Origin of the sequence: Frateuria sp. YIM B11624, assembly GCF_049727805.1 — a bacterium.
Lineage (GTDB): Bacteria > Pseudomonadota > Gammaproteobacteria > Xanthomonadales > Rhodanobacteraceae > Frateuria_A.
This window is the reverse complement of sequence record NZ_JBCNYA010000052.1, coordinates 1-14315: the sequence shown is the minus strand read 5'-3', so window position 1 is coordinate 14315 and position 14315 is coordinate 1. Positions and strand designations below refer to the sequence as shown.

The 14315-nt window shown below is 70.6% G+C and carries 25 protein-coding genes; 18 read left to right on the top strand and 7 right to left on the bottom strand.

The window, feature by feature from the left end:
• Nucleotides 1-55: 55 nt before the first annotated feature.
• Nucleotides 56-244, bottom strand: a complete 189-nt coding sequence (locus AAIL17_RS17835) for a hypothetical protein (RefSeq protein ID WP_424684171.1) — start codon at nucleotides 242-244, stop codon at nucleotides 56-58.
• A 169-nt stretch (nucleotides 245-413) separates the two neighbouring features.
• On the opposite strand from AAIL17_RS17835, the gene AAIL17_RS17830 reads away from it, so the two are divergent.
• The 6 genes from AAIL17_RS17830 to AAIL17_RS17805 all read left to right on the top strand — a co-directional run bounded on the left by AAIL17_RS17830 (nucleotide 414) and on the right by AAIL17_RS17805 (nucleotide 2702).
• Nucleotides 414-881, top strand: a complete 468-nt coding sequence (locus AAIL17_RS17830; protein WP_424684170.1) for a DUF1203 domain-containing protein — start codon at nucleotides 414-416, stop codon at nucleotides 879-881.
• 128 nt (nucleotides 882-1009) lie between these two features.
• The gene (locus AAIL17_RS17825) at nucleotides 1010-1279 is read left to right on the top strand and encodes a hypothetical protein (RefSeq protein WP_424684169.1); all 270 of its coding nucleotides are present in this window, start codon (nucleotides 1010-1012) and stop codon (nucleotides 1277-1279) included.
• Between the two features lie 89 nt (nucleotides 1280-1368).
• A complete protein-coding gene (locus AAIL17_RS17820; RefSeq protein ID WP_424684168.1) occupies nucleotides 1369-1578 on the top strand; it encodes a hypothetical protein in 210 nt (69 codons plus the stop codon).
• Nucleotides 1579-1604: 26 nt separating this feature from the next.
• Complete coding sequence (locus tag AAIL17_RS17815; RefSeq protein ID WP_424684167.1) at nucleotides 1605-2075, top strand: hypothetical protein; 471 nt, start codon at nucleotides 1605-1607, stop codon at nucleotides 2073-2075.
• Nucleotides 2072-2272, top strand: a complete 201-nt coding sequence (locus AAIL17_RS17810; RefSeq protein WP_424684166.1) for a hypothetical protein — start codon at nucleotides 2072-2074, stop codon at nucleotides 2270-2272. The genes AAIL17_RS17815 and AAIL17_RS17810 overlap by 4 nt, the downstream gene beginning before the upstream one ends.
• Nucleotides 2273-2480: 208 nt before the next feature.
• A complete protein-coding gene (locus tag AAIL17_RS17805; protein WP_424684165.1) occupies nucleotides 2481-2702 on the top strand; it encodes a hypothetical protein in 222 nt (73 codons plus the stop codon).
• A gap of 19 nt (nucleotides 2703-2721) precedes the next feature.
• On the opposite strand, the gene AAIL17_RS17800 is transcribed toward AAIL17_RS17805, so the two are convergent.
• Complete coding sequence (locus AAIL17_RS17800; RefSeq protein WP_424684164.1) at nucleotides 2722-2871, bottom strand: hypothetical protein; 150 nt, start codon at nucleotides 2869-2871, stop codon at nucleotides 2722-2724.
• Between the two features lie 272 nt (nucleotides 2872-3143).
• On the opposite strand from AAIL17_RS17800, the gene AAIL17_RS17795 reads away from it, so the two are divergent.
• The 8 genes from AAIL17_RS17795 to AAIL17_RS17760 all read left to right on the top strand — a co-directional run bounded on the left by AAIL17_RS17795 (nucleotide 3144) and on the right by AAIL17_RS17760 (nucleotide 8030).
• A complete protein-coding gene (locus tag AAIL17_RS17795; RefSeq protein ID WP_424684163.1) occupies nucleotides 3144-3686 on the top strand; it encodes a hypothetical protein in 543 nt (180 codons plus the stop codon).
• Between the two features lie 229 nt (nucleotides 3687-3915).
• Nucleotides 3916-4533, top strand: coding sequence for an OmpA family protein (locus AAIL17_RS17790; RefSeq protein ID WP_424684162.1), 618 nt, complete (start codon nucleotides 3916-3918; stop codon nucleotides 4531-4533).
• A gap of 437 nt (nucleotides 4534-4970) precedes the next feature.
• Complete coding sequence (locus AAIL17_RS17785) at nucleotides 4971-5162, top strand: KGG domain-containing protein (RefSeq protein WP_424684161.1); 192 nt, start codon at nucleotides 4971-4973, stop codon at nucleotides 5160-5162.
• A 115-nt stretch (nucleotides 5163-5277) separates the two neighbouring features.
• Complete coding sequence (locus AAIL17_RS17780) at nucleotides 5278-5826, top strand: hypothetical protein (RefSeq protein ID WP_424684160.1); 549 nt, start codon at nucleotides 5278-5280, stop codon at nucleotides 5824-5826.
• Nucleotides 5827-5888: 62 nt separating this feature from the next.
• Nucleotides 5889-6263: a YciI family protein gene (locus tag AAIL17_RS17775; RefSeq protein ID WP_424684159.1), complete on the top strand. Its 375-nt coding sequence runs from the start codon at nucleotides 5889-5891 to the stop codon at nucleotides 6261-6263.
• Nucleotides 6264-6595: 332 nt separating this feature from the next.
• Complete coding sequence (locus tag AAIL17_RS17770; RefSeq protein ID WP_424684174.1) at nucleotides 6596-6748, top strand: DUF3309 family protein; 153 nt, start codon at nucleotides 6596-6598, stop codon at nucleotides 6746-6748.
• Nucleotides 6749-6806: 58 nt separating this feature from the next.
• On the top strand, nucleotides 6807-7538 hold the full coding sequence (locus AAIL17_RS17765; RefSeq protein WP_424684158.1) for an HAD family hydrolase: 732 nt from the start codon (nucleotides 6807-6809) through the stop codon (nucleotides 7536-7538).
• A gap of 9 nt (nucleotides 7539-7547) precedes the next feature.
• Nucleotides 7548-8030 (top strand): PIN domain-containing protein, encoded by a 483-nt coding sequence (locus tag AAIL17_RS17760; RefSeq protein ID WP_424684157.1) that lies wholly within the window; start codon nucleotides 7548-7550, stop codon nucleotides 8028-8030.
• On the opposite strand, the gene AAIL17_RS17755 is transcribed toward AAIL17_RS17760, so the two are convergent.
• Nucleotides 8003-8266: a hypothetical protein gene (locus AAIL17_RS17755; RefSeq protein WP_424684156.1), complete on the bottom strand. Its 264-nt coding sequence runs from the start codon at nucleotides 8264-8266 to the stop codon at nucleotides 8003-8005. The two genes, AAIL17_RS17760 and AAIL17_RS17755, sit on opposite strands and share 28 nt — an antisense overlap.
• Before the next feature lie 78 nt (nucleotides 8267-8344).
• Here AAIL17_RS17755 and AAIL17_RS17750 point away from each other — a divergent pair, with 78 nt between their 5' ends.
• Complete coding sequence (locus AAIL17_RS17750; RefSeq protein WP_424684155.1) at nucleotides 8345-8533, top strand: CPXCG motif-containing cysteine-rich protein; 189 nt, start codon at nucleotides 8345-8347, stop codon at nucleotides 8531-8533.
• Nucleotides 8534-8737: 204 nt separating this feature from the next.
• Here the strand turns inward: AAIL17_RS17750 and pncA are convergent, their stop codons facing one another.
• Nucleotides 8738-9352, bottom strand: coding sequence for a bifunctional nicotinamidase/pyrazinamidase (gene pncA / locus AAIL17_RS17745; protein WP_424684173.1), 615 nt, complete (start codon nucleotides 9350-9352; stop codon nucleotides 8738-8740).
• A 94-nt stretch (nucleotides 9353-9446) separates the two neighbouring features.
• Between pncA and AAIL17_RS17740 the strand changes: the two genes are divergently transcribed.
• Nucleotides 9447-9815 (top strand): hypothetical protein, encoded by a 369-nt coding sequence (locus AAIL17_RS17740; protein ID WP_424684154.1) that lies wholly within the window; start codon nucleotides 9447-9449, stop codon nucleotides 9813-9815.
• A gap of 100 nt (nucleotides 9816-9915) precedes the next feature.
• Here AAIL17_RS17740 and AAIL17_RS17735 read toward each other — a convergent pair whose 3' ends face one another.
• The 3 genes from AAIL17_RS17735 to AAIL17_RS17725 all read right to left on the bottom strand — a co-directional run bounded on the left by AAIL17_RS17735 (nucleotide 9916) and on the right by AAIL17_RS17725 (nucleotide 12672).
• On the bottom strand, nucleotides 9916-11319 hold the full coding sequence (locus AAIL17_RS17735; RefSeq protein WP_424684153.1) for an FAD/NAD(P)-binding protein: 1404 nt from the start codon (nucleotides 11317-11319) through the stop codon (nucleotides 9916-9918).
• 25 nt (nucleotides 11320-11344) lie between these two features.
• Entirely contained in the window at nucleotides 11345-11914 is a 570-nt protein-coding gene (locus AAIL17_RS17730) for a cysteine dioxygenase (RefSeq protein WP_424684152.1), read from the bottom strand.
• 89 nt (nucleotides 11915-12003) lie between these two features.
• On the bottom strand, nucleotides 12004-12672 hold the full coding sequence (locus tag AAIL17_RS17725) for an energy transducer TonB (protein ID WP_424684151.1): 669 nt from the start codon (nucleotides 12670-12672) through the stop codon (nucleotides 12004-12006).
• 178 nt (nucleotides 12673-12850) lie between these two features.
• Between AAIL17_RS17725 and AAIL17_RS17720 the strand changes: the two genes are divergently transcribed.
• A complete protein-coding gene (locus tag AAIL17_RS17720; RefSeq protein WP_424684172.1) occupies nucleotides 12851-13285 on the top strand; it encodes a hypothetical protein in 435 nt (144 codons plus the stop codon).
• 91 nt (nucleotides 13286-13376) lie between these two features.
• Complete coding sequence (gene trhA, locus AAIL17_RS17715; protein WP_424684150.1) at nucleotides 13377-14042, top strand: PAQR family membrane homeostasis protein TrhA; 666 nt, start codon at nucleotides 13377-13379, stop codon at nucleotides 14040-14042.
• The last annotated feature ends 273 nt before the right edge of the window (nucleotides 14043-14315 follow it).

Sequence of the window (14315 nt, the reverse complement as noted above, 5' to 3'; positions counted from 1 at the left end):
TTGGACGGGCGAAGGATGCAAACGGGCGCGTGGCCTGCGTAGCGCAGGCCACGCGTCAGCGGCGCACGTAGTCCCCGGCCGGCCGTTCGCCTTTCTGCTGCTGGTTGTCCTCGCCGGTGTCGTTCTTCGCCTCGCCGCCGGCGTTGGTGTCGGCGGGGTGCTTCGGGATTTCCTCGCCCGGGCCGTCGCCCGCGTGCTTGCGATGGTCGGGCCGGTTGCGCTTGCCTGGATCGGACGTGCTCATGCGTGTCTCCTGCCGGGTGCCGTGGCCATTCTCGCCATCGGACGGAAAAACGTGCGTGAGCGATCCGTTCAATGCCGCCCGCGCCCGGTCGCGGCCGCGCGCAAGAAGCGGATGGTGCGGTTGCAGAGGGATGCCTAGCCTTGCGCTTTTCCTCTGCCGGAGTCGCACCATGGCTTTTCGCATTCGTGGGCTTTCGCCCGAACCCTTCCGCCACCTGTTCGGCCTGGACGACGCAGCGCTGGCCGCCGCTGGCGTGCAGCGTTACGTGGTCGACCACGCGCCGGGCTTCCCCGACCGCATCGAGGTGCGCGACCTGCAACCGGGCGAGACGGCACTGCTGTTGAACTACGTCCACCAGGCGGCGGATACGCCCTACCGCGCCAGCCACGCCATCTTCGTGCGCGAAGGCGCCACCGCCGCCTACGATGCGGTCGACGAGATACCCGAGGGGATCCGCGTCCGGCCGATCTCGCTGCGTGCGTTCGACGCCGCCGACATGATGGTTGACGCCGACCTGGTGGACGGCGCCGACATGGAAACCGCGATCGGGCGCATGTTCGCCCGGCCCGAGGTCGCCTACCTGCACGCGCACTACGCCAAGCGGGGCTGTTACGCGGCGCGCGTCGATCGCGCCTGAGCCGGCCGCCGCGGTCCTCCGCGGTGCGCAGGCGGTCACATTCCACCGCGCCGCCGTATCGCCATTTTCATCCCGCCGTGATGCGGCTCGCGGTCACGATAGTGCTGCCGAGGCCGAGGAGCGATGACATGGCATACCTCGTCGGAGACATCGTGGTGGTGGGCTCGTGGGTCGTGCCCGACAAAGGACACGGATTCGTCGGACAGTTCGCCTTGCTGCAGGCGCAGCCCGGCCTGCCGGTGATCCGCACGGACACCGTCGATGGCGCCGGGCCGTTCGACGACCTGTTCGAGGCCGCCGAAGCCGGATGCCAGGCAGGCATCGAGGCGGCCAAGGCACGACAGGAAGGCCGCGCACTGGTCGCGATTCCCTATCCGCCCGGTCCGCTGTCGCTCTAGCGCCGGCGGCGTATCCATGGCCGTGCCTGCTTGCGTTGCCGCGCAACGGCCGCAAGATCGAAGGCATTCCATCAGCGAGGAGGCCTTCCATGCAGCACACCCACCATGAGCGCACCTTCGAGGACAGCGGCAAGCAGTTCGTGGCGATCCTCAACGAGCAGCCCGATGGCCTGCTGAGCGTCACCGTGCGCCTGCCGGACGGTACCCTGCGCGTGGTGCCCGGCGAGCACTTCGACAGCGAGGATCGCGCGCTGGAGGCGGCCAGTTCGTTCGCGCACGAGCTGGTGGGCTCCTGCTAGCGTCCCTCGCACGCCGGCTGCCTATCGTGCTGGGTGGGCTCTGGGCCTCGCCCAACACCCTGCTGGGCCTGCTTGCCGGCGGCATCGGCCTGGCGCTGGGCGCCCGCGTGCAATGGCGCGCGGACGAGCTGGCGTTCGCGTTCGGGCGGATGCCGTGGTTTTCGCACGGAGCGCTCACGCTGGGCAACGTGATCCTGCATACCGGCGACAGTCTCGATGTCGCCTGCCTGACCTATGCGCACCGCGCCGGGCTCACCGTCGAGCCGTGCGTGTCGCTGGCCCGCCACGAGCGCGCGCACGTGTACCAGTACATGGTGCTGGGGCCGCTGTTCCTGCCGCTCTACCTGCTGTGCGGCGGCGTGAGCGCCCGCAACCCATTCGAACGCGCGGCCGACCGCTATGCGCACACCGGTGCCGGCTGGTGGCCGGCCGCTCCGTCGCGCCGCGGCCGCGGCTGGCGCAGACTGGGACGACACGAACCTGGATGCCGGCCATGACCGACAAGCTCGACCTCGAGGATCTGGGCCATCTCGCGCGGGTGGCCGAAGGCCGCGGCGCCGACGTGCCCGAGGCCGCGGTGGCGCGGCTGATGCTCGCGGGACTGGTGCGCCAGCCCGGGCATGTGTGCGCGGGCGCGCCCGCGCTCGAACTCACGCCCGCGGGACTGGCGCGAATCCGCTCGAGCGACCAGTGATGCACGGATTGGTTATGCGATGCGCGCTTTGTCGCGTGCCGTAAAACGGATGTGCAGGATGTATGCGGTGCGGTGACAGTGCTTCAGCCAGATCGCGACATTGACCACCGGTCGCGCGCGGGACCTTCACCGTGCGCGCCGTAGGGTGGACAGGCCGGGGCAGGCAGGCATCGCACTGGCGCGCCTTTCCGTGCGGGAGTCACTCGAGGTGGATGCCGATCATGTGATCCAGGCCGACGCGAGGAACGAGCGGTTGCGCTACGACGGCTTCCGCGCGTTCCTGCTCGGTCGCGACCCGAGCCGGCGGCTGGCCGATGCCTTCGCACGCCAGATCGTGGCGCGCGGCGAACAGGCGCGCTACGGCTATCCGTCGGGAACGGGCGAGCAGGCCATGGCGCGGGATTTCTACTACTGGGTCTGCGACTCCTGACGAGGAGTGCCTTCGACGATCAATGGCGGCCGCGAGCCAGTTCCGCCGCACGGCGTTGTTCGGCGCGGCGGCGATCCTGCGCCGCGAGCAGTTGCTGCCGGCGCGTCGGCGGCAGCGCGGGCGCCTGCTCGGCGATCAGGCCCAACTGGCGCCCGATCCGGATCGCCATCTGACGCCATCTGGCCGCGGGCCACAGGGAGTGTTGGGAGATCTGTATGTGGGTCGTCATATGCGCATCCTGGCCGGACTGGACCGTCGATGAAGCTGGACCGTGGCGGCACGCGGTCGGCTGCCCCGGACGCTGAATGTGCACCGAACCATGTTAGCTGCCCGTAATCCGCAGGCTACGGCTGCGGCGACGAGGCCGCTGAAGGCCATCGACGCCGCCCTGACGGCGCTGGCGCCACACTCGACGCTCGATCAGCAGACGGAAAGACCGCCATGGGCAATCAACGCGACGAGCGCGGACGCGAGCCGATCGGGGGCCCGATGGCGCCCGACGCCAGCGGCAAGACGGCCGGCTCCAACACCCAGAGCCAGGGCGGCATCAGCCGCAAGGTCGCGCAGGCCGCACGCGAGGAGTTCGATGCCTCCGCGGGCCTCCCCGGCGGGCTGCCACGGGTCGACCCGCCCGGGCCGTCGCTGGACGAGGGCGGCCCGGCACGCAAGGGCAGCGCCAGGCAGGGCTTCAGCGGCGACGACGGCGGGCATGTGTCGGGCGACAGCACTGGCGTGCCGGCCTCGCGCAGTCCCGGTGCCGCGGCCGACCTGGGGGCGCAGCAGGACACGCGCGTACACGGCCTGCCGCGCGACCCGGCCGAACGCACCACCGGCGCCGACTCGCCCAACCGCGGCAGTACCGCGGGCGCGCCGGGCGGTCCTGCACGCATGGCGCCGGCGCACCTGCCCGGCCAGGAGCCGGACGAGGGCGTGATCCAGGGCGGGCAGAGCGGCAACGACGCGCAGCGCGACCAGCAGATTTGAGGATTTTTGGGTCCTCCCTCGCACGGGAGGGCTCGTGTGAGACATCAAGATCGGTGACCGAAGCAAGTCCGGCAACGTGCCCTGGCGCACGCTCCGTTGCGCGAGTCAGGCAACGTCAAGGTAGGCGCCGGCCGGCGGTGCTACGGTCCGAGGCTCTGGGCCAAACGGCTGGTGGCCGTCCGAGGGGCAGCCACCCGGCAAGGGCTCGCTAGCGAGGAGAAAGGCGCACATGGTCAATTCGACATTCCGATGGACCGCGGGGTCGCTGATCGTGGCCACGATCGCCCTGGGCGGTTGCACGAACTACGTCAAGAAGGCCGACTTCGACTCCGCGATCGCCGAGCTGCGCGCCAACGACCAGAAGCAGCAGCAGCAACTGGACTCGCTGACCCAGGAGATGCAGCAGCGCTTCGCCAAGTACGACGCGCAGATCTCGCAGATGGCCGGCCGCGTGCGGCTCGATACCGCAGCCCACTTCGCCTTCAACGACGCCACCCTGCGCGACCAGGACAAGCCGCTGCTGGACGACTTCGCCAAGGTGATCAGCCAGCACTACCCGGACGCGGTGGTCACGGTGGAAGGCTTCGCCGACCCGGCCGGTTCGACCAGCTACAACCGCCGCCTGGGCGAGCGCCGTGCCGACGCGGTGCGCGATTACCTGGTGCAGAACGGCCTTTCGGCCGACCACCTGCGCGCGGTGAGCTACGGCGAGGCGAGCAATCGCCAGGTCGAGCGCGGCAAGACGCGCGATGAAGGCGAGCCCAATCGCCGCGTGACGCTGGTGGTGGATTTCGCCGGCCAGTCGAGCGGCGAGACACCGATGTCCAGCGGCGCCGCCGCGGGCTGAGCGAGGCGTACCTCACTGCAAGCCCTCCTCTTTCGAGAGGAGGGTTTTTGCGTGCGCGTGTTGCCCGCAGCATTGCTTTCGCAATTCGTTGGTGGCCAGCGAGTCACCTGCCAGCACCGCGATCCCTTCCCGGTCCGGCCCGGAGCTTCCCGTGCCGGGGCGCTGTCTTTTCATGCAGTGACGTCCCCGCCGGTTGCCACCGCACACCGACCGACGTCCCTCCTGTGCCTTGCGACGGCGCAGGCGAGCGCATTTCCCTTTCCTCTGCAGACGCACATGCGTGCGTGTGCCGTCGTGCCGCAGCTCGTCGTCCGCATGAACGCAACGCTGTGGAGGAGACCGTTGATCCGCAGCTAAGAGGTTCTTTATGGGCCCGGCGCTAGGGTGGAAAGCGTTCGCCAGCTGGGCGGACTTTTCCCACTCAACAGGAGAACGCCATGAGCAATGACAAGCGCGGTTTCGGGTCGATGGACGAAGACAAGCAGCGTGCGATCGCCAGCAAGGGCGGCAAGGCCGGCGGCGGCGACCACGCCACGCACGAAGAGCACGTGCGCGCCGGCCAGAAGAGCAGCGGCGGCACCCACGAGCAGCACGTCAAGGCGGGCCAGCAGAGCCACAAGAACGACTGACCCCAACGTCCACGCGAGCGCGAAAGGCGGCCTTCGGGCCGCCTTTCGCCTGTCCGGCGCCCGCTCGTCCTATGATCGCCCGGCCGCGCCGTGCGGCCCTGGGAGGAGTCGTCCGATGAAGCGGATCCACGTGGTGCTGGTGTTGCTGGGCGGCCTGCTGGCCGGTTGTTCGTCGCACGACCAGACGTCCGGGGAAACGGCCGGCACGCAGGCACCAGCCGCCGTCGCCGACCAGCCACTGGACCTGTGCCGGCTGATGCCGGTCGCCGACGTCGCCGCGATCCTGCAGGCGAATGGTGCCGACACCGTCACCGAGCAGAAGCCGGGTGCCGGTGGCATGTGCTCCTACCTGCACGTACCGCAACCGGGCGATTACCGCACCAAGCTGCTGATCGACGTCACACGCATGGCCTCGGCCGATCAGGCAGGGCAGGCGCTGGCCGCGCATCGCCAGGATTTCGCCGGCCGCGGCGTCACCGTCACGCCGGTGCCGGGGCTGGGCGACGAGGCCTTCCTCGCCGAGACCGAGGGCACCGCCGGGCTCAAGCTGCGCGTGGGCGCCTACCAGGGCCAGATCAACCTGAGTGTCGAGGACCGCGACCCGGCCTCGCTGCGTCCGGCGGTGCTCGCGCTGGGCAAGCAGGCGGTGGCGCGCCTGCCCTGACGCTGCACCGGCCGCCGGGGCCGGCCATAATCGGCCGACCCCCGCCAGCCGGATGCTCCCCGATGAAATTCCTGATGATGGTGTATGTCGAAGATGCCCTGTTGCAGGCGCTGCCCGAGGGCGAGTTCGACATGCTGATGCGTGGCTGCCTCGCGCACGCCGACGAACTGCACGCCGCCGGCTGCGTGCTCGACTCGCAGCAACTGGAGCCGCCGGCCACCGCCCGTTCGTTCCGCGTGCGCCAGCAGCGCACCACCGTGTTCGACGGTCCGTTCGCCGAGACGAAGGAATACCTGGCCGGCTTCAACCTGATCGAAGCCGATGACCTGGACCACGCCATCCGCATCGCGCAGGAATTTCCCTGGGCGCGGATCGGCGCGATCGAGGTGCGTCCGGTGCGCGACATGGACGCGGTGCGTCGGCGCGTGGGCGCCTGAAAAATAAGCGTCCAAAAAAAGGCCGCGCCCTGCACGGGACGCGGCCAGAAAGAACCGAACCACTGCCAAGTCGATCGGTGCCGGCGGCGGAGGGACCGCGTGCGGCCGGCGCACGATAGGCGCCCGGCGTCTCACCGATTCGGACGCCGCCGCGGCAGCGCCGTGTCATCCCGCGTTGGCGTCCGCTTCACCGATTTCCAACCTTCGCCGCAACGGCGGGGGCACCCGGCCTGCGTCTGCACGTTCCGCGCTCGGATGTGTCACACCCCCTAGACGGGTGCCGCGCGCACGATGGCAAGCACCCCTCACTGGCCGCAAGGAGCAACTCCATGCTGATTACCATCCTGGTCATTCTGGTGATCCTCGCGCTGCTTGGCCTGCCCACCTGGGGCTACTCGCGCTCGTGGGGCTACGGGCCGAGCGGTGGCTTGGGCCTGATCGTCGTGATCGTGATCGTGCTTTGGCTGCTGGGCGTCTTCCACTGACGTCCAGCGTGCGGGCCGTGCGTGGGAGAATGGGCGTCTCCCACCACGGCACGCACCCATGCTGGAACTGATCGGCTTCGACGGCGACGACACCCTCTGGCACAGCGAGGGCTATTACCAGGCGGCAGGCGCCGCCTTCCGCGACATCCTGGGCGGCTACGTCGACGTCACCGACCGCCACGTGCAGGACAGCATGCTCGCCACCGAGCGACGCAACCTCAAGCTGTTCGGCTACGGCGCCAAGGGCATGACGCTGTCGATGGTGGAAACGGCGATCGCCCTGACCGACGCGCGCATCGGGGCGCGCGACATCCATCGCATCATCGAACTGGGCAAGACCGTGCTGGAGCATCCGGTGGAGCTGCTGCCGGGCATTCGCGCGGCGGTCGAGGCGGTGGCCACGCGCCATGCGATCGTGCTGATCACCAAGGGCGACCTGGCGCACCAGGAGAAAAAGGTCGCGCAATCGGGGCTGGCCGATCTGTTCGGGCGCATCGAGATCGTTTCGGAAAAGAACGAAGCCACCTACCGGCGCGTGCTGGGCGAGTTCGATCTCGCGCCCGCGCAGTTCGCGATGGTCGGCAACTCGCTGCGCTCGGACATCGAGCCGGTGCTGGCGCTCGGTGGCTGGGGCGTGCACATGCCCTACCACGTGACCTGGGCGCACGAGCTCGATACGGGCTTGAGCGGCGAAGAAGAGCGCATGCTCACGGTGGAAGATGCGCGCGGCATTCCCGCCGCGGTGCTGCGGCTGGGCGAACGCGCCGCCGCGTCGCTGGCGGCGCCCTGAGCCGGCCCGATGATCGGCCTGCCGCCGCGGGTGGTGCTGGACACCAACGTCTGCCTGGACCTGTTCGTGTTCGGCGACCCGCGCTGTGCGCCGCTGGACGCGGCCCTGCGCGCCGGCGCGATCGAGGCGGTGACCTGTCCCGCCTGTGAGGACGAGTGGCGGGCGGTGCTCGGCTATCCGCAACTGGCGCTGGAGGATGCCGTACGGGCTCGCGCGCTCGCCGCGTTCGGCGCGCGGGTGCGGCGGTTGCCGGAGGCGCGGGCGGCCGCGTCGCGGTTGCCGCGGTGTGCCGATCCGGACGACCAGAAGTTCCTGGAGCTGGCGGCGCGCGCCGGTGCGCGTTGGCTGCTCAGCCGCGATCGCGCGCTGCTGGCCCTGCATCGGCGCTGCCTGCGCGATGGCGGCTTCGCCGTGCTGACGCCGCAGGCATGGAGCTCACTCGATCCGGACGCGGGCGCGCCGATTCAGGGGCTGTCCGCGAAGCCCGTGTAGTCTTCGGGGAAGACCGGCGTTCCGTCCTCTTCCAGCGCCAGCACGGCGGCCAGCGCATCGGCCGCCGCCTGCTCGGCCTTGCCCTGCTCGCGGAAGCTGCGGTTCTCGCAGATGGCGTAGTACACCGGGAACCCGCGCCCATCCTGCGCCGACACGGCCAGCCAGGCGGTAAAGCGCGAGCCTTCGGCGCTGGCGCCGGAGCGGACGAGATAACGGTCGAAGCGGCGTTCTGCCATGGTGGTCGCTGCCGGGGGGAGGGCAGTATATCCCGCGGCCTGCGGACGCCTGTCGCCGGGTCGAGCCAGGAGAGAACCATGCTGACAACCCAATCCATCCAGTGCCCGTACTGCGGCGAGCCGATCGAACTGGTGCTCGACGGCTCGGCCGGCGAGCAGGCCTACATCGAGGACTGCCAGGTGTGCTGCCGGCCGATCAGCGTGCACGTCAGCGTGGATGAGGACGGCGAGCCGCGGGCGACGGTGTCGGGCGAGAACGAGAGCTGACACTCGCATGTTGAACCCTCTCTCCTCCGGGGAGAGGGCAGGGTGAGGGCCGGGGCTCGCGGAAGTGCTGATCGATGGAATGCCTTCGAGAACACCGCCGAGCAGGAGGGTCCGAGGCCAGCGCGACCCCTCACCCCAACCCTTTCCCCGGAGGGGAGAGGGAGCCTGGTGGCGGGCGAGGTCACGCCAACCGTCGTCGAAAGCTCACAGGCAGCCGCCCAGCGCCGCGCGGGTAGCCGCGTCGGTATCGGGCGTCACCGGCCGCGTCAGCTCCCACAGCATGCGTGCGCGGAAACCCAGCGACATCGCATCCTGCACAGTCCACAGCACGCACACGTCGCGCGCCAGGCCGCACACGTGCACTTCGGCCACGCCGCGCTCGCGCAGCCAGCCGGCCAGCCCGGTCGGCGGCCGCGTGCCGCCGGGGCCGTGGTTCTCGCGGAAGGCGCTGTAGGAATCGACTGCAGGGTCGGTGCCCTTGCGTACGATCAGGTCCAGCGCCGTCCAGTCGATTGCCCCGTGCAGCGCTGCGCCCGGCGTACCGGCCACGCAGTGCACCGGCCACAGCGTCTGCGGTTGCCCGTACAGGTCGATCCGAGCGAACGGTGCCTGGCCGGGGTGGTTGGCGGCGAAGGAGACGTGGTCGCGCGGATGCCAGTCCTGCGTGGCGACCACGTGGCGGTAGCGGCGTGCGCGCAGCAGCGCGTCGATGCCGGGCACGATGGCGTCGCCCTCGTGGCAGGCCAGCGGTCCGCCGGGCATGAAGTCCGGCTGCACGTCGACCAGGATGAGGGCGGTGTCGCGGGGCTGTTCGTCCATCGGCGCAGTGTAGTGGGTGGCGTCCACCGGCAGGTCCGCAAGCCGTGTGTCGCCGTGGCCGGCATAATCGGCTCTTCATCACCGGCGGATCGCCATGCACTACGACCAATCCTGGATGGGTTACGGCTGGATCGGCGGCCTGCAGGCCGGCCTGATCGCGGCGGCCGCCGGCGCGCTGCTGTTCCTGCTGTTCCGCTGGCGCACGCGCAAGGCGTGGAGCCACGGTGCGCAGATGGCCTGGTCCTACGTGCTGGGCGTGGTGCTGGCGGCCAGCGGCGATCTGGCCGACCTGTTCTATTTCAACTACGCGCGGCTGCAGTCGGTGCAACTGCTGCGCGCCAAGCTGGCCGAGGTGCACGACCCCGACGGCCTGGGCACGCGCGTGCTGTGCGAACTGGCCGGCGTGGCGGCCGGCATCGCGGTGGCCTGGCTGGCCAGCGAGTGGGCCGCGCGGCGCCGCTAGATGCCGGTACGGTGGGTGAGGCACGCGATCCGTAGGGTGGGCTTGAGCCCACCGCACCCTGCGGTGATGTGTTGGGCGGGCTCAAGCCCACCCTACGGGGTCAGCCGGCTTGCGGAGCGAGCCGTCGGGGCGCGGACGCGGCGTCCGGCTCCAGCAGTTGTCCGACCAGCATGCGCGCCTGCAGGCGGATCTCCGGCATGGCGACCGATTCCCAGCGCGCCCCGCGCAGCAGGCTGCCGATGCCGAACAGGCGCCGCCAGGGCGTACCGTCGCGGCACAGGCGGCCGTCCGGCGTGGCCTGGCAACCCAGGCCGAACGGGTCGGGCGTGACGTGGCCGTTGGTGACCAATTGGCGCATCAGCGGATGCGCGGTGGTGCGCACGTCGGTGTCCAGGCCGATGGTCTGGATCGCCATGTCCGCCAGCAGCGCCGTGGAAACGCCGGCGTGGGACATGTCCAACTGCACGCGCCCTTGCGCCGGCCGGGCTCCGGTGACCCGGCCGCTTACCCGCTGCAGCCGGCCTTCGCGCTCGAGCGCCAGCACCTGCTGCTCGACCTGCGGCGGCATGCGGTGGCGCGCGCGCTCCCAGGCCCAGCGTGCGTGGCGCAGGAAGCGGGCGCGCTCCGGCGCCGGCAGCGCATCCCACAGTTCGGCCGTGGACGGGCGCAGGCTGTCGATCACCACGCGCCAGTCGTCGCTGGCGGTGATCGCTTCGCGCAGCAGGTGCAGCCAGCGGCGCACCTCCGGCGCGTCGTGCATGGCGTCGACCAGTGCGCCGCCGTCGTCGTCCGGCATCGTCGCTGCCGGCAGGTGCGTCGCCGGCAGGCGGCCGTGGCGCGAAACGGCGGTGAAGCGCGTGTCCGGCCAACGCCCGGCGAGCTCCAGCAGCACGTCCACGGCGGTAAGGCCCAAGCCGACCAGGGCGACTTCGCGTGGTGCCGGGCTGGCTTCGGTGCGGGCCAGCAGCGCCCACGGATCGATCACGTAGCGGCCGTCGCCCAGCAGCGCCGCGTCGACGCCTTCAAGCGGCCGTACCGGCAGCGCGCCGATCGCCAGCACCGCCGCGTCGGCGTGGCTGGCGCGTTCGCCCTGGAGCACGGTGACGCCGCCGGTCTCGGGCACCACCGCGTCGGCGGCGAACGGGACCACGCGCACGTCCACGCCGCGGTCGCGCGACTGCGCCAGCGCGCGTGCCGCCTCGTCCTCGAGGTAGTCGCCGTACAGGCGGCGCGGCAGGAAATCGGTGCCTGCCACCTGTGGATCGGCGCGCTGGGCGAAATCCAGGAAGCCGCGCGGCCGGGGCGAGAACATGCCCATCGTGGCGGCGCGCACGTTCAGCAGGTGCCGCGACGAAGCAGTGCCATAGGCAACGCCGCGGCCGGGGTGCGTCGCACCGCCGGTGTACCAGTCCAGATGCAACGGCGCGTGGGCGCGCTCGACCAGTTCGCTGAGCAGGGCGACGGCGGCCGCGCCGCCGCCGATGATGGCGACCCGTCGAAACATGGCGGCTCTCCGGACGCTAGGGCGGTCAGCCCGGCAGCGGCCCGGCGATGGCCGGCCGCGAGGGAGGCATCCGCTGCCGGGTGGAGGGTGCGGGGGCGTAGGCCAGGCCCGCGCCGGGCGCACCGCCGAACAGGTGCAGGCTCAGTGCCGCTTCGCGTCCGGACAGGTTGCGGCAGCGGTGCAGCCGCGCCTGGTCGGCGTCGAACCACAGCGCGTCGCCCGGACCGAGCCAGTGCCGCCCATGCGCCAGCGGTTCGCCGCCGTCGTCCTGGCGGCGCCAGGCTTCGATTTCCAGCGCGCCGTGCAGGGGAATCTCCAGGCCCCAGCGCGCGCCGTGGTCGTGCAGGACGGAAGTGTGGTTGGCCGGCCAGGCGATCAGCAGCAATTGCAACTGCGATGTGCCCGTGCGCAGCGGCCGGATACGCGGACCGTTGGCGGTGCGCACGCGGGAGGCCAGTGCATCCAGGCCATCCGCGTGGCAGCGTACCGCGCTGCCCAGTTCGCGGGCGAGGGCGGCCAGATCGGGGTGCTCGCCTCGGCAGTGCGCCAGCGCGATGTGGCGCAGCGCCTTCAAGCTTTGCCTGTGGTTTGCCATGCGCAGGACCGTACGAAGAACGGCGCCCAGTGGATCATGGGCGCCGTTAAGTCGCAGTTACCCTCGGGTGCGCAAAGTTGGTCGGCTGGCTAGAGCTGGCGCAGCTCGAAACTCACCGGCACCCGGGCCCAGGCGCGCACTGCACGGCCGTCCACGCTGGCCGGCTGGAAGCGCCAACCCGCGAGCACCTGCTCGCGCGCGCTGCGATCGAGCAGCTTGTAGCCACTGCTCTGCTCGACGACCACCTGCACCGGCTTGCCCGTTTCGTCCACCAGCACGCGCAGCAGCACCGTGCCGTGCATGTGCTGGCGGATCGCCTGCGGCGGGAACGCCAGTGGTGCGCTGCGGTAGGCGAGGCTGGCCTCGACCGGCGGCCCGGTCACGACGGCCGGCGGCGCGCCCGTGACCGCCGGGACGATCGTGGGCAGGTGGACCGGCGGCGCGGCCACGCTGCCCTCGGTGGTGACGGGCGGCGCGGTGGCCACCGGCGGCGCGACGGTCGGCAGGTGCGTGGGATGGGTCAGCGGCCGCACGTCGAGCGGCGGCGGAGGCGGCGGCAGCGGCTTGGGCTTGGGTTTTTCGATGAAGCGCACACCCAGGTCCGGCGTGGCCAGCCGGGGCATGGCCAACGGCGGCAACGGCCGGGTGGCGGCAATGAACACGGTGAGGTTGACGGCCATCGCCGCGCTCAGCGCGGTGATGCGGACCAGGTCAGGATGGACGTGCGTGCGGGATGAAGCCAGCGTAGCGGACGACATGGGCGATCCTCCTTGTGCTTGGCGTGGCGCGGGCACGCTGCAGGGCAGGGGGAATCGTGCCGGCGCGACCCCAGCCTAGGCCTGCCGATCCCCTGCGCGCAAGCATTTCCGCTGCCGCGCTCTTGCCGCACAATCGGCCGGCGCGGCCGTGGGGGCCGAAAGGGAGGGAGTCATGACGATGTGGAAGCAACTGGGCGCCGTGGCGCTGCTGGCGGGCGGACTGGCGCTGCTGCCGGCTCCGGCGCATGCCGGCGAGATCTCCTGCAAGATGACCTTCTCGCTGTCCGGCTGGTCGGTGTTCTACAAGACCGCCAAGGGCAGCGGCACGGTCCGTTGCAGCAACGGCCAGACCATGCAGGTGAAGCTGCGCACCAAGGGCGGTGGACTCACCTTCGGCAAGACGCGCATCGACAACGGCATCGGCAAGTTCACCGGCGTGTACGACATTCACGAGGTGCTCGGTCATTACGCCAATGCCGAAGCGCATGCCGGTGCGGTGAAGTCGGCCGGCGCGCAGGCGCTGACCAAGGGCAACGTCGGCCTGGCGTTGAGCGGCAAGGGCGAGGGCTGGAACCTGGGCGTGGCGTTCGGGGCCTTCATCATCGAGCAATAGATCTGCCGCGTAAGGACGTCCAGACGTCCTTACGCCAATCGATACGCGCGGGTATGGTAAGGTGCCGCCCGGCCTTCCCTGGAGCCCCGCCATGCCCGCGCCTTCCGCCGTCCGTCCGCCGCGCTACAGCTTCGGCGACGAACTGGCCAGCACGCTGATCCACGCAGTCGGGATCCTGCTCAGCATCGGCGGGTTGGCGACGCTGGTGGCGTTCGCCGCGCTGCGCGGTGATGCGCGGGCGGTGGTGGCCTGCGCGGTGTTCGGCAGCACGCTGATCCTGCTCTATACCGCCTCGACCCTGTATCACGCGATTCCCGGCGAATTGCCGCGGCGGATCCTGCGGACGCTGGACCACATCGCGATCTTCCTGCTGATCGCCGGGACCTATACGCCGTTCACGCTGATCGTGTTGCCGGGCGCGTGGGGTTGGGGCCTGTTCGGCACGATCTGGGCGCTGGCACTGGCCGGCAGCGCGCTGGAGCTGGGACTGCTGCGGCGCATCCGCACGCGGGCGCTGGCGGTGTCGATCTACGTGGCGATGGGCTGGGTGGCGCTGGTGGCGTTCGAGCCGCTGCGCACACACCTGGCGCCTGGCGGGCTGGTGCTGCTGATCGCGGGTGGGGCGACCTACACGCTGGGCGTGCCGTTCTACCTGTGCCGGCGGCTGCCGTTCCACCACGCGGTGTGGCATGGCTTCGTGCTGGCCGGCAGCGTGCTGCACTACCTCGCCGTGTTGCTCTACGTCATCCCCGACTGAGCGCTTTTTAGCTCCCTCTCCCCTCCGGGGAGAGGGCTGGGGTGAGGGGCCGGGGCTCGCGGGGATATCCGCGGGGGGTCTTTTTGTCGTTCTTGCGAGGCGCCTCCGCGACTGGGCTCGCCTGCCGCGGGCTTCCGATCGCCTGACGGCGCTCGGGTCACTTTTCTTTGCTGGCCCACGCCCGCGCCGGGAGCGCGGGCGAACAGCGAAGCTGGCCCGAAGGGCGGAGGGCAGGATGCCCGGAGTAAAGAAAAGTAACCAAAAGAAACGGCC

Excerpts from the sequence above, each read along its gene's own strand:
- trhA (WP_424684150.1), top strand. The coding sequence starts at position 13,377 with ATGCCCGCGCCTTCCGCCGTCCGTCCGCCGCGCTACAGCTTCGGCGAC.
- AAIL17_RS17795 (WP_424684163.1), top strand. The coding sequence starts at position 3,144 with ATGGGCAATCAACGCGACGAGCGCGGACGCGAGCCGATCGGGGGCCCG.
- AAIL17_RS17830 (WP_424684170.1), top strand. The coding sequence starts at position 414 with ATGGCTTTTCGCATTCGTGGGCTTTCGCCCGAACCCTTCCGCCACCTG.
- AAIL17_RS17725 (WP_424684151.1), bottom strand. The coding sequence starts at position 12,672 with ATGTCGTCCGCTACGCTGGCTTCATCCCGCACGCACGTCCATCCTGAC.
- AAIL17_RS17755 (WP_424684156.1), bottom strand. The coding sequence starts at position 8,266 with ATGGCAGAACGCCGCTTCGACCGTTATCTCGTCCGCTCCGGCGCCAGC.
- AAIL17_RS17790 (WP_424684162.1), top strand. The coding sequence starts at position 3,916 with ATGGTCAATTCGACATTCCGATGGACCGCGGGGTCGCTGATCGTGGCC.
- AAIL17_RS17730 (WP_424684152.1), bottom strand. The coding sequence starts at position 11,914 with ATGGCAAACCACAGGCAAAGCTTGAAGGCGCTGCGCCACATCGCGCTG.
- AAIL17_RS17800 (WP_424684164.1), bottom strand. The coding sequence starts at position 2,871 with ATGGCGATCCGGATCGGGCGCCAGTTGGGCCTGATCGCCGAGCAGGCG.
- AAIL17_RS17735 (WP_424684153.1), bottom strand. The coding sequence starts at position 11,319 with ATGTTTCGACGGGTCGCCATCATCGGCGGCGGCGCGGCCGCCGTCGCC.
- AAIL17_RS17810 (WP_424684166.1), top strand. The coding sequence starts at position 2,072 with ATGACCGACAAGCTCGACCTCGAGGATCTGGGCCATCTCGCGCGGGTG.
- AAIL17_RS17750 (WP_424684155.1), top strand. The coding sequence starts at position 8,345 with ATGCTGACAACCCAATCCATCCAGTGCCCGTACTGCGGCGAGCCGATC.
- AAIL17_RS17720 (WP_424684172.1), top strand. The coding sequence starts at position 12,851 with ATGTGGAAGCAACTGGGCGCCGTGGCGCTGCTGGCGGGCGGACTGGCG.
- AAIL17_RS17780 (WP_424684160.1), top strand. The coding sequence starts at position 5,278 with ATGAAGCGGATCCACGTGGTGCTGGTGTTGCTGGGCGGCCTGCTGGCC.
- pncA (WP_424684173.1), bottom strand. The coding sequence starts at position 9,352 with ATGGACGAACAGCCCCGCGACACCGCCCTCATCCTGGTCGACGTGCAG.
- AAIL17_RS17775 (WP_424684159.1), top strand. The coding sequence starts at position 5,889 with ATGAAATTCCTGATGATGGTGTATGTCGAAGATGCCCTGTTGCAGGCG.
- AAIL17_RS17835 (WP_424684171.1), bottom strand. The coding sequence starts at position 244 with ATGAGCACGTCCGATCCAGGCAAGCGCAACCGGCCCGACCATCGCAAG.
- AAIL17_RS17820 (WP_424684168.1), top strand. The coding sequence starts at position 1,369 with ATGCAGCACACCCACCATGAGCGCACCTTCGAGGACAGCGGCAAGCAG.
- AAIL17_RS17785 (WP_424684161.1), top strand. The coding sequence starts at position 4,971 with ATGAGCAATGACAAGCGCGGTTTCGGGTCGATGGACGAAGACAAGCAG.
- AAIL17_RS17740 (WP_424684154.1), top strand. The coding sequence starts at position 9,447 with ATGCACTACGACCAATCCTGGATGGGTTACGGCTGGATCGGCGGCCTG.
- AAIL17_RS17760 (WP_424684157.1), top strand. The coding sequence starts at position 7,548 with ATGATCGGCCTGCCGCCGCGGGTGGTGCTGGACACCAACGTCTGCCTG.
- AAIL17_RS17765 (WP_424684158.1), top strand. The coding sequence starts at position 6,807 with ATGCTGGAACTGATCGGCTTCGACGGCGACGACACCCTCTGGCACAGC.
- AAIL17_RS17825 (WP_424684169.1), top strand. The coding sequence starts at position 1,010 with ATGGCATACCTCGTCGGAGACATCGTGGTGGTGGGCTCGTGGGTCGTG.